Origin of the sequence: Paenibacillus sp. H1-7, assembly GCF_022354825.1 — a bacterium.
Lineage (GTDB): Bacteria > Bacillota > Bacilli > Paenibacillales > NBRC-103111 > Paenibacillus_S.
The window spans coordinates 8,154,381-8,165,854 of record NZ_CP031168.1; the positions used below are offsets into that span (position 1 = coordinate 8,154,381).

Below are 11,474 nucleotides of genomic sequence, written 5' to 3' on the forward strand. Positions count from 1 at the left end.
CGGAGGTTGTACCATGCATTGGACACAATGGACGCTGGATCGAATGATCATACTGTTCGTCGCAATCGCCTTTTTTGCCATATGGGTACAGGTCACCTTATCGCATTACCGCCAAAATTTCCACCACAAATCCATGTGGGCGCCTATCATAGCATCGCCGCTGTTCAGCGTAACCGGTCTGGCTCTAGCCATGGTTCATGCCGGCTGGCTTGTTTGGCTGTTCACCGGCTTGATGTGGGTCGGAGTCTTGATTGGATCCGCAGGATTCTACTACCATTTCCATGGGGTCGGTGTGCGTGTTGGAGGCTGGACCATGCGTAACTTCTTAGTCGGACCTCCCGTTATTATGCCGGTTTTGTTTATTGCGATGTGCGCTCTGGGCTTGATAGTTATGTACTGGAGGTAGCCGGATGAACAAAGACACTTATTATCCAACCTACGACGTAATGGCCGCACAGCATGAATGGGATCCTCATACCCGCGCTATCGTCAATGAACGGCTGCATACGGGCGGAGATTACTTGTCCCTTACGGTGGTGGAAGCGGAAACTTTGCGGATATGGTGCAGCTTGCTCATGGACGACGATAGAGGGGAAATTATTCAATACGTCATAGAGCATCTGGATCGCAGCCTCTCCTCGGGAGTCGAAAGCGAGAGAAAACAAGGCCTCCCTCCTTCTTCGGTTCTCGTGAAATCCGGTTTGGAAGCATTGGACGATTCGTGCCAGCTGCTTTATACCGAGCGTTTTTTTCATTTGGAGGATGAGCGCCGGCTCGAGATCATGACCGCTATCAGCTCCGGCGAAGCGACACCTTTCGAAGTCTGGAAGCCGGTACCCCAGGAAGCGTTCTTCCGCAAGCTGCTCACCTTAACAACGGAAGCGTATTATTCCCATCCGCGCATATGGTCCGAGATTGGATACGGCGGTCCCGCATACCCCCGTGGGTATGTGCGGATGCATCCCGGACAATTGGACCCTTGGGAGGCGAAGCCGAAGTATGAAGCGTAAATACGAAGGAGAAGAAGTTGATGTGGTCATTGTTGGTGCCGGTGCGGCCGGAGGCGTTCTTGCCAAAGAGCTGAGTGAAGCCGGAATGAGCGTTGTCGTGCTGGATGCAGGGCCGCATCTTGATCCGCAGCGCGATTTCGCGAGCGACGAATTATCCATGCAGCGACTGGGCTGGCAGGACACCCGGATTGTCGATGGACAAGATCCACTACAGATGGGACATAACAACTCGGGCAAAGGGGTAGGCGGGGGCACGGTTCATTTCACCGGCGTCTTTCTTCGCTTCCATGAGTCGGACTTTGCTGCCAAAACCCGTGACGGCGTTGCGGACGATTGGCCGATCCGCTACGAAGACCTGGCCCCCTACTACGATAAAGTTGAAAAAGAAATTGCCGTATCCGGGCCGAAGCATTTTCCATGGGGCAGCTTCCATGGACCTTACCCGTATCCGGAACGAGATCCTTTAAGCCCCAATGCCTTCGTTTTCCAAAAAGGCTGCGAGCAGCTCGGCATCCGTTCTGTCGTGACTCCGCTTGCCATTTTATCAGCGCCTTTTGAAGATCGCCCTCCTTGCATTAACAGGGGCTTCTGCAATCAAGGCTGCATGCCCAACGCCAAATTCAGCACGCTCATCGTTCATATCCCGAAAGCGGTCCAGGCCGGAGCCGAAGTGCTTGGCGATTGTATGGTGACGCAAATATTAACGAATGACAGCGGATTGGCAACCGGCGTCACGTTTATCCACCAAGGACAGACTTACGAGCAGCGTGCTCGGCTAGTGATCGTCTCCGCCTATGTAGTGGAAACGCCGCGGCTGCTGCTGAATTCGGCAAACTCCCGATTTCCTGACGGGCTCGCCAACAGCAGCGGCTGGGTTGGTAAAGCATTCATGACGCACAGCAGTCAAGATGTTTACGCCAAATTCAACGAGGAGATCCGTTTATATAAAGGAACTCCCGTATTGGCGAGTACGCAGGACTTTTATGAAACGTCGGCCGACCGCGATTTTGTAAGAGGCTATACGCTTCATGCCCATGGCGCCAGACCGGTTGGTTTTGCTGCCGGGGTTACCCGTTCCTCCAATACACCGATATGGGGCGCACGACTTCGTAGTACGATGCTAGACTACAACTACTACGGCCGAGTAACGATGGTTGGCGAAGTGCTGCCGAATCCGGACAACTCCATTGCGCTGAGCGAGGAAAAGGATCAATACGGACTTCCTCGTGCAAAAGTGACGTTCAGCTACGGTGAGAATGATCAGCGCTTAATACGTCACGCCGTAGACCAAATGAGCGCCATTCTTGAAGCGGCAGGGGGCAAACCGGAAATCGTCGTACCCGATACGGCACACTTGATGGGCGGCTGCAGGATGGGCAATGACCCGGCCACCTCCGTCGTCAACTCTTACGGGCAAACACACGATATCCCGAACTTGTTTGTTTGCGACGCCAGCATCTTCGTCACTTCCGGTGGAGGCAACCCTACCAACACGGTCATGGCTCTTGCAGCCCGAACCGCCGATTACATCAAGAGCAAAGCTACACGGCTTGAATTGTAGGCTAGTCTTATAGTGCGGTTCCGGCTTTTCACTCCCTCTTGCCTTGGATCTCTATCTGACAGGGTAAGAGGCTTTTTTCGTTTGAAGCATGTCTATACAACCAGTACAATAGAGGTATGTAAATGTAGATGTACTAAAGAATCAGGAGGCGCACGAAATGGCTATTGCCGAACTAACGATTATCCCTATTGGCACGAATACGACCAGCTTAAGTCAATATGTTGCCGATATACAGCAAGTATTGGAACAGGCCGAAGAGCCGATTCATTATGAAATGACGGCCATGAGCACGATCATCGAAGGATCGCTGGACGACCTGATGAACGTCATTCGCCGGCTTCATGAGGTTCCTTTCTCACACGGTGCTCAGCGGGTTTCGACATCCATCAAACTTGATGACCGGAGAGATAAATCGGGCTCTATCGAGCAGAAGCTGAAGTCTGTAGCGGAGAAAATGAAGAAGTAATTAATGTGGCGGCAGGTAGTCGGAGAGCTCTTGTGTGTGAGGTTGGATGGGAGCAGTTCGTCATACAATACAAAGATGTGAAATAGGCGTTCTAGAGCATAGCATACGTATCTATACTGTAGTAGCGTTAGTGGCAGGTGCGATGGCGATCTACAGATGCTGCTTACTGCATGATTGCTTGGGAGCAGGCGGTCCAAACCGGGCCGCTTTTTTCTGATTGATCCATGGTCTTCAAGATCACAGTATATAATGAAATAAAAAAAAGACCTCCGAAGAGGTCTGCTAATTTCGATTATAAAAACATGAGTCATGTAGGACTCGAACCTACGACACCCTGATTAAAAGTCAGGTGCTCTACCAACTGAGCTAATGACTCATAAAAACATGGTGGAGGCTGATGGATTCGAACCACCGAACTCGTCAGAGAACAGATTTACAGTCTGCTGCGTTTGGCCACTTCGCTAAGCCTCCATGTTTCGGCTAATCTAATATTTAGAAAGCCAATGGTGGCTCGGGACGGAATCGAACCGCCGACACGAGGATTTTCAGTCCTCTGCTCTACCGACTGAGCTACCGAGCCATATGTAATTAGTTTGTCCTGTTTCGAGACAGGCTATGAAAAAAAATGGCGGAGCCGACGGGATTCGAACCCGCGGTCTCCTGCGTGACAGGCAGGCATGTTAGGCCTCTACACCACGGCTCCGCATTAAGTAAAACATGGTGCCGTCGAGAGGACTTGAACCCCCAACCTACTGATTACAAGTCAGTTGCTCTACCAATTGAGCTACAACGGCATATTGATGGTGGAGGCTGACGGGATCGAACCGCCGACCCTCTGCTTGTAAGGCAGATGCTCTCCCAGCTGAGCTAAGCCTCCATCTTTATGAAGCAAGTCGAACCATTTAAAAATAAATATGGTAGCGGCAGAGGGGATCGAACCCCCGACCTTACGGGTATGAACCGTACGCTCTAGCCAGCTGAGCTACGCCGCCACGATACGGAGAGAGAGGGATTCGAACCCTCGCACCACTTACGCAGTCTAACCCCTTAGCAGAGGGTCCCCTTGAGCCACTTGGGTATCTCTCCAAGATCAAGAACAATCTTGTTTGTTCCTTGAAAACTAGATACGAAACGATGCGTGTAATGAGCAAGTGTATTGCATCTCCAACCATACTTCGTATGGCATGGATAAGCCCTCGACCGATTAGTATTCGTTAGCTCCACACGTTGCCGTGCTTCCACCCCGAACCTATCTACCTCGTCGTCTTCAAGGGGTCTTACATACTGGGAAATCTCATCTTGAGGGGGGCTTCACGCTTAGATGCTTTCAGCGCTTATCCCGTCCGTACGTAGCTATCCAGCCGTGCTCCTGGCGGAACAACTGGTACACCAGCGGTACGTCCATCCCGGTCCTCTCGTACTAAGGACAGCTCCTCTCAAATTTCCTACGCCCACGACAGATAGGGACCGAACTGTCTCACGACGTTCTGAACCCAGCTCGCGTACCGCTTTAATGGGCGAACAGCCCAACCCTTGGGACCTACTTCAGCCCCAGGATGCGATGAGCCGACATCGAGGTGCCAAACCTCCCCGTCGATGTGGACTCTTGGGGGAGATAAGCCTGTTATCCCCAGGGTAGCTTTTATCCGTTGAGCGATGGCCCTTCCATTCGGTACCACCGGATCACTAAGCCCGACTTTCGTCCCTGCTCGACCTGTTTGTCTCGCAGTCAAGCTCCCTTATGCCTTTGCACTCTTCGAATGATTTCCAACCATTCTGAGGGAACCTTGGGGCGCCTCCGTTACTTTTTAGGAGGCGACCGCCCCAGTCAAACTGCCCACCTGACACTGTTCCCCGACCGGATTACGGCCGCGGGTTAGAACTCCGATACGATCAGGGTGGTATCCCAACGTCGCCTCCACACAAGCTGGCGCTCATGCTTCTCAGGCTCCCACCTATCCTGTACAGATCGTACCAAAGTCCAATATCAAGCTGCAGTAAAGCTCCATGGGGTCTTTCCGTCTTGTCGCGGGTAACCTGCATCTTCACAGGTATTAAAATTTCACCGGATCTCTCGTTGAGACAGCGCCCAAGTCGTTACGCCATTCGTGCGGGTCAGAATTTACCTGACAAGGAATTTCGCTACCTTAGGACCGTTATAGTTACGGCCGCCGTTTACTGGGGCTTCGGTTCATAGCTTCGGGTTGCCCCTAACCACTCCCCTTAACCTTCCAGCACCGGGCAGGCGTCAGCCCGTATACTTCGCCTTGCGGCTTCGCACAGACCTGTGTTTTTGCTAAACAGTCGCTTGGGCCTTTTCACTGCGGCCCCCTCGGGCTATTCACCCTACCGAGGCACCCCTTCTCCCGAAGTTACGGGGTCATTTTGCCGAGTTCCTTAACGAGAGTTCTTCCGCGCGCCTTAGCATGCTCTGCTCGCCTACCTGTGTCGGTTTGCGGTACGGGCACCTTCTCCCTGGCTAGAGGCTTTTCTTGGCAGCCTGAACTCATGACCTTCGCTACTATTAATTTCACTCCCCATCACAGACCAGCCTTAACGATGTGCGGATTTGCCTACACATCAGCCTCTCTGCTTGGACGGGCATCCATCAGCCCGCGTCACTATCCTTCTGCGTCACCCCATTGCTCATAACGGTTCACGGTGGTACAGGAATATCAACCTGTTGTCCTTCGACTACGCCTTTCGGCCTCGCCTTAGGTCCCGACTTACCCTGAGCGGACGAGCCTTCCTCAGGAACCCTTAGGCTTTCGGCGGACAAGATTCTCACTTGTCTTTTCGTTACTCATACCGGCATTCTCACTTGTATGCTGTCCAGCCGTCCTTACGATCGACCTTCAACCTACATACAACGCTCCCCTACCAGAACAGATTTATCATCTGCAATCCATAGCTTCGGTGGCGTGTTTAGCCCCGTTACATTTTCGGCGCAGAGTCACTCGACCAGTGAGCTATTACGCACTCTTTCAATGGTGGCTGCTTCTAAGCCAACATCCTGGTTGTCTGCGCAACTCCACATCCTTTCCCACTTAACACACACTTGGGGACCTTAGCTGATGGTCTGGGCTGTTTCCCTCTTGACAATGGATCTTAGCACTCACTGTCTGACTCCCGGGATAAAGTATGTGGCATTCAGAGTTTGACTGGACTTGGTAACCCTTGGCGGGCCCCGCACCCAATCAGTGCTTTACCTCCACTACTCATCTCCCGAGGCTAGCCCTAAAGCTATTTCGGGGAGAACCAGCTATCTCCGAGTTCGATTGGAATTTCTCCGCTACCCCCACCTCATCCCCGAATTTTTCAACATTCGTGGGTTCGGGCCTCCAGTGCGTGTTACCGCACCTTCACCCTGGACAGGGGTAGATCACACGGTTTCGGGTCTACGCCCACGTACTCATTCGCCCTATTCAGACTCGCTTTCGCTGCGGCTTCGGCTTCTCACCTTAACCTTGCACGGGAACGTAACTCGCCGGTTCATTCTACAAAAGGCACGCCATCACCCATTAACGGGCTCTGACTTCTTGTAAGCACACGGTTTCAGGTTCTATTTCACTCCGCTCCCGCGGTTCTTTTCACCTTTCCCTCACGGTACTGCTTCACTATCGGTCACTAGGGAGTATTTAGCCTTGGCAGATGGTCCTGCCTGCTTCCCACGAGGTTTCACGTGTCTCGCGGTACTCGGGATCCGTCTAGCGATACGTTGGTTTTTAGCTACAGGACTGTTACCCCCTATGGTGAGCCTTTCCAGACTGCTTCGCCTAACCAACTTTTCGCACATTGACGTCCCACAACCCCAGAGGGCAAGCCCTCTGGTTTGGGCTGTTCCGCTTTCGCTCGCCGCTACTGACGGAATCACTTTTGTTTTCTTCTCCTGAGGGTACTTAGATGTTTCAGTTCCCCTCGTATGCCTCTGCACACCCTATGTATTCAGATGTGAGTAACTGAGAATTACCTCAGCTGGGTTCCCCCATTCGGACATCCCCGGATCAAAGCCTGCTTACGGCTCCCCGAGGCGATATCGTCGTTCGCCACGTCCTTCTTCGGCTCCTAGTGCCTAGGCATCCTCCGTGTGCTCTTATTAGCTTAACCTTGCTAATACACTTTGTTTGCTCTACGCAATTCATTTCGTTATCTAGTTTTCAAGGAACAATCTGTAATTCATATGGTGGAGCCAAGCGGGATCGAACCGCTGACCTCCTGCTTGCAAGGCAGGCGCTCTCCCAGCTGAGCTATGGCCCCATAATGATGGAAAACTCCATCAAAACTGAACAAATGATGATTTGAATGCCTTATTATGTCCGATGACCTGCAGTCATCATGGACTCCATAGAAAGGAGGTGATCCAGCCGCACCTTCCGATACGGCTACCTTGTTACGACTTCACCCCAATCATCTACCCCACCTTCGGCGGCTGGCTCCTTGCGGTTACCCCACCGACTTCGGGTGTTGTAAACTCTCGTGGTGTGACGGGCGGTGTGTACAAGACCCGGGAACGTATTCACCGCGGCATGCTGATCCGCGATTACTAGCAATTCCGACTTCATGCAGGCGAGTTGCAGCCTGCAATCCGAACTGAGACCGGCTTCTAAGGATTGGCTCCACCTCGCGGCTTCGCTTCCCGTTGTACCGGCCATTGTAGTACGTGTGTAGCCCAGGTCATAAGGGGCATGATGATTTGACGTCATCCCCGCCTTCCTCCGGTTTGTCACCGGCAGTCACTCTAGAGTGCCCAACTCAATGCTGGCAACTAAAGTCAAGGGTTGCGCTCGTTGCGGGACTTAACCCAACATCTCACGACACGAGCTGACGACAACCATGCACCACCTGTCTTGGGTGCTCCGAAGAGGGCGCCTATCTCTAGACGTTTCACCCAGATGTCAAGACCTGGTAAGGTTCTTCGCGTTGCTTCGAATTAAACCACATACTCCACTGCTTGTGCGGGTCCCCGTCAATTCCTTTGAGTTTCACTCTTGCGAGCGTACTCCCCAGGCGGAGTGCTTACTGTGTTTACTTCGGCACCAAGGGTATCGAAACCCCTAACACCTAGCACTCATCGTTTACGGCGTGGACTACCAGGGTATCTAATCCTGTTTGCTCCCCACGCTTTCGCGCCTCAGCGTCAGTTACGGTCCAGAAAGTCGCCTTCGCCACTGGTGTTCCTCCACATCTCTACGCATTTCACCGCTACACGTGGAATTCCACTTTCCTCTCCCGCACTCAAGTCATCCAGTTTTCAGTGCGATCCGGGGTTGAGCCCCGGGCTTAAACACCAAACTTAAATGACCGCCTGCGCGCGCTTTACGCCCAATAATTCCGGACAACGCTTGCCCCCTACGTATTACCGCGGCTGCTGGCACGTAGTTAGCCGGGGCTTTCTTCTCAGGTACCGTCACCCACAGGGCAGTTACTCCCCATGGCGTTCTTCCCTGGCAACAGAGCTTTACGATCCGAAAACCTTCATCACTCACGCGGCGTTGCTCCGTCAGACTTGCGTCCATTGCGGAAGATTCCCTACTGCTGCCTCCCGTAGGAGTCTGGGCCGTGTCTCAGTCCCAGTGTGGCCGATCACCCTCTCAGGTCGGCTACGCATCGTCGCCTTGGTAGGCCGTTACCCTACCAACTAGCTAATGCGCCGCAGGCCCATCTGCAAGCCACAGGTTGCCCCGTGTTTCATGATTCCCTCATGCGAGGAAACCAGCTATCCGGTCTTAGCTATCGTTTCCGATAGTTATCCCGGTCTTGCAGGCAGGTTGCCTACGTGTTACTCACCCGTCCGCCGCTATCCCCGAAGGGACCGCTCGACTTGCATGTATTAGGCACGCCGCCAGCGTTCGTCCTGAGCCAGGATCAAACTCTCCATTAAAGTGTCGCCGAAGCGACCGTATAACAGAGCTTGTCTTAAGCTCAAAATGATAAAACAATTACTGGCATTTCAAACATCATTTGTTCAGTTTTCAAAGAGCTTTCGTTGCATCACTTTTTTGTCGTGACAAGAAGTTATCTTATCATATTCGACAATCTTTTGCAACTTTTTATTATTTCCATTTTGTTGCTGTCGTCCCTCGAACCTCTCAGCCCTCAGCGGCGACAAAAAGTAATGTACCACAAATCAGCTATGGAATGCAACTATTTTTTTAAAAAACTTATAGCATCCCATTTTGGCGTTCAATTCGTCCTATTAACCGCCTTGCCGCAAGACTCATATTACCTTTGAAATGCTACAGGATCAAGCACTAGGTCAGTTCAGAATCGTCACTATAAGCGGTCCATTACAGGGTGCGCCTTCTCAAGTCAAACTATACAATTCCTGAATCGATTTGCTGATAATAATTTCACCTTCCCTACTGGTATTAAAAAGGGAGGCTCGCCAAGAGCCCCCCTTCCTAATGTTACTGTTATCCGTTCAAAAGCTGAAGCAGCTCCTGCTCATCGGTAATAACTCGTATGCCCAGCTCCTGCGCTTTGGTCAGCTTGCTTCCGGCGCTTTCTCCGGCGATGACGATATCGGTCTTTTTCGATACGCTGCCGGTAATTTTGGCGCCCATTGCCTCCAGCTTCTTGCCCGCTTCATCCCGGCTCATTGAAGATAAGGTGCCGGTAAGCACAACGGTCTTGCCGAAGAACGGATTATCAGTATTCGCCACAACCGGTGCTTCCTCGCTTACCGGGTTCACTCCGGATTGAAGCAGACGCTCGATGCTGCGCTGCATGACCGGGTCGCGGAAGAAGCTCACGATGCTGTCGGCCACAATGCCGCCGATATCCTGCAGCGTAACGAGCTCCTCGGCCGTAGCCTGCATGATTTTATCCAAGCTGCGGTAATGATCCGCGAGCACCCTCGTGGTCGTTTTCCCGGTGTTGGGAATGCCCAGCGCAAATAAGAACGACGCGAGATCGCATTGTTTGCTTTTCTCAAAGGCCGCGAGCAGCTTGTTCGCCTTCTTCTCTCCGAACCGCTCCAGCTTAATCAAGTCGTCGAAAGTCAGATCATACAGATCGGCCGGGTCACGCACGTCAAGCTCCTGGTACAGCTGCTCGGCGGTCATGATGCTGAACGTCTCGATATCCATAGCATCTCGGGAAGCGAAATGCGTAATACGCCCAATCAGCTGCGGACGGCACTCCAATCGGTTCAAACAGAACAAATGCGCGCCCTTCAGTTCCAAAGTAGAGCCGCAAGACGGGCAATGCTCCGGATAAACGATCTCCTGTCCGTCCTGCTCCTCTGTCGCTTTGCCGAGAATTTCGGGAATGACGTCGTTGGAACGGCGAATGAGAACTTGACTGCCCAGCGCGTACTTCAGGTTTTTGCGCTCGATATCTCCGATATTGTTCAGCGTACAGTTTTGAACCGTTACTCCGGCAATGTCGACAGGCTCCACCTTCGCTACAGGCGTGATTTTGCCCGTACGGCCCACTTCCCACGAAACCGACAGCAGGGTAGTGACCGCTTCCTCCGCCTCGAATTTGAAGGCAACGGCCCAACGCGGGAATTTATCCGTGTAGCCGAGTACCTCGCGCGTACGCATGTCCGTAATTTTTACAACGAGTCCGTCGATCAGAAAATCAAACGTATTGCGCATGGAAGCAACGTTGTCCAGCTCCTCCGCCACCGCTTCGATCGAATCGAAGAAACGGACGAACGGGCTCACCTTAAATCGGTTGTCGCTCAAAAACGATACCATCTCCTGATGATCCTGGAAGGTAAGACCATCGGTATAGCCGATATTATAAAAATAAGCGTTCAGCTTGCGTTCTGCCGTCACTTTGGGGTTCAGGTTACGCAAAGCCCCGGCTGCCGCATTACGGGCGTTTTTAAGCGGCTCTGCGGCCGTCTTGTTGTATTCGTCCAGCACGGACAGGTTCATAATGCCTTCGCCCTGCACTTCAATAACGCCTTCGGTATATGGAATGGTAAGAGGAATCGATTTGATGGTCTTCACCTGAGCAAGAATGCCTTCGCCCACCACGCCGTTACCGCGAGTCGCCGCCTGCACTAGCCTTCCGCCCTCGTAGGTCAGATTCAATGTCAGACCGTCGAATTTCAATTCCATGACGAAAGAAAGCGGCGGCAGAGGGGTATCTGGATTTTTGCTGTTGTAGTCGTTCACCAGCTTCAAAGCACGGGTATGCCATGCGGCCAAATCCTCTTGATTTTGCGCTTTATCCAAGCTCCACAGCCGTGATCTGTGCTTATGCTCATCGAAGCCCTTCAGCAGCTGATCGCCTACCCGTTGGGTCGGGGATTCGGGCAAAGTCACCCCGGTCTCCCGCTCCATCGCCACAAGACGGTCATACAGCTTGTCATAGTCCGCATCGCTTAAACTCGGCTGATCCAGCGTGTAATACAAATAATTATGATGGTTAATTTCTTCGATGAGGGCTTTCATGGCCTGCAGAGCATCCGTCATTTAGGAAA

The 11,474-nt window shown here is 52.4% G+C and carries 5 protein-coding genes, 9 tRNA genes and 2 rRNA genes; 4 read left to right on the forward strand and 12 right to left on the reverse strand.

Translation table 11 applies throughout. The annotated features are described in order from the left end of the window. Positions 1 to 13: 13 nt before the first annotated feature. The 4 genes from DVH26_RS35985 (at position 14) to DVH26_RS36000 (ending at position 3,037) form a co-directional block, all read left to right on the forward strand. Positions 14 to 406, forward strand: a complete 393-nt coding sequence (locus tag DVH26_RS35985; protein WP_239630387.1) for a hypothetical protein — start codon at positions 14 to 16, stop codon at positions 404 to 406. 4 nt (positions 407 to 410) lie between these two features. After that, complete coding sequence (locus DVH26_RS35990; protein WP_239630388.1) at positions 411 to 1,010, forward strand: gluconate 2-dehydrogenase subunit 3 family protein; 600 nt, start codon at positions 411 to 413, stop codon at positions 1,008 to 1,010. Continuing rightward, the gene (locus tag DVH26_RS35995) at positions 1,000 to 2,571 is read left to right on the forward strand and encodes a GMC family oxidoreductase (protein ID WP_239630389.1); all 1,572 of its coding nucleotides are present in this window, start codon (positions 1,000 to 1,002) and stop codon (positions 2,569 to 2,571) included. Before DVH26_RS35990 ends, DVH26_RS35995 begins: the two co-directional genes overlap by 11 nt. Before the next feature lie 157 nt (positions 2,572 to 2,728). Next, positions 2,729 to 3,037 carry an MTH1187 family thiamine-binding protein gene (locus DVH26_RS36000; protein WP_239630390.1) on the forward strand — a complete coding sequence of 103 codons (309 nt, stop codon included), beginning with the start codon at positions 2,729 to 2,731 and terminating at the stop codon, positions 3,035 to 3,037. A gap of 303 nt (positions 3,038 to 3,340) precedes the next feature. Here DVH26_RS36000 and DVH26_RS36005 read toward each other — a convergent pair. From DVH26_RS36005 to ligA, 12 genes are all read right to left on the reverse strand, one after another. Next, a tRNA-Lys gene (locus DVH26_RS36005) sits at positions 3,341 to 3,413 on the reverse strand. Positions 3,414 to 3,422: 9 nt separating this feature from the next. Next, positions 3,423 to 3,508: transfer RNA gene (locus DVH26_RS36010), tRNA-Tyr, on the reverse strand. A 33-nt stretch (positions 3,509 to 3,541) separates the two neighbouring features. Continuing rightward, positions 3,542 to 3,617, reverse strand: a tRNA-Phe gene (locus DVH26_RS36015). 46 nt (positions 3,618 to 3,663) lie between these two features. Next, a tRNA-Asp gene (locus tag DVH26_RS36020) sits at positions 3,664 to 3,740 on the reverse strand. A 15-nt stretch (positions 3,741 to 3,755) separates the two neighbouring features. Continuing rightward, a tRNA-Thr gene (locus DVH26_RS36025) sits at positions 3,756 to 3,831 on the reverse strand. A gap of 7 nt (positions 3,832 to 3,838) precedes the next feature. Next, positions 3,839 to 3,914 (reverse strand) — tRNA-Val (locus DVH26_RS36030). Between the two features lie 38 nt (positions 3,915 to 3,952). Next, positions 3,953 to 4,029 (reverse strand) — tRNA-Met (locus DVH26_RS36035). A 6-nt stretch (positions 4,030 to 4,035) separates the two neighbouring features. Beyond that, positions 4,036 to 4,123, reverse strand: a tRNA-Ser gene (locus DVH26_RS36040). A 98-nt stretch (positions 4,124 to 4,221) separates the two neighbouring features. Continuing rightward, positions 4,222 to 7,144 (reverse strand): 23S ribosomal RNA (locus DVH26_RS36045). A 74-nt stretch (positions 7,145 to 7,218) separates the two neighbouring features. Further along, positions 7,219 to 7,294: transfer RNA gene (locus DVH26_RS36050), tRNA-Ala, on the reverse strand. 91 nt (positions 7,295 to 7,385) lie between these two features. Continuing rightward, a 16S ribosomal RNA gene (locus tag DVH26_RS36055) occupies positions 7,386 to 8,918 on the reverse strand. Together the 16S and 23S rRNA genes with 9 tRNA genes alongside form the textbook arrangement of a ribosomal RNA operon. 532 nt (positions 8,919 to 9,450) lie before the next feature. Next, on the reverse strand, positions 9,451 to 11,466 hold the full coding sequence (ligA, locus tag DVH26_RS36060; RefSeq protein WP_239630391.1) for an NAD-dependent DNA ligase LigA: 2,016 nt from the start codon (positions 11,464 to 11,466) through the stop codon (positions 9,451 to 9,453). Positions 11,467 to 11,474 lie beyond the last annotated feature (8 nt).

Bases quoted from the DNA above. Each gene is read 5' to 3' on its own strand.
- DVH26_RS35990 (WP_239630388.1), top strand. From the start codon at position 411: ATGAACAAAGACACTTATTATCCAACCTACGACGTAATGGCCGCACAG.
- DVH26_RS35985 (WP_239630387.1), top strand. From the start codon at position 14: ATGCATTGGACACAATGGACGCTGGATCGAATGATCATACTGTTCGTC.
- DVH26_RS35995 (WP_239630389.1), top strand. From the start codon at position 1,000: ATGAAGCGTAAATACGAAGGAGAAGAAGTTGATGTGGTCATTGTTGGT.
- ligA (WP_239630391.1), bottom strand. From the start codon at position 11,466: ATGACGGATGCTCTGCAGGCCATGAAAGCCCTCATCGAAGAAATTAAC.
- DVH26_RS36000 (WP_239630390.1), top strand. From the start codon at position 2,729: ATGGCTATTGCCGAACTAACGATTATCCCTATTGGCACGAATACGACC.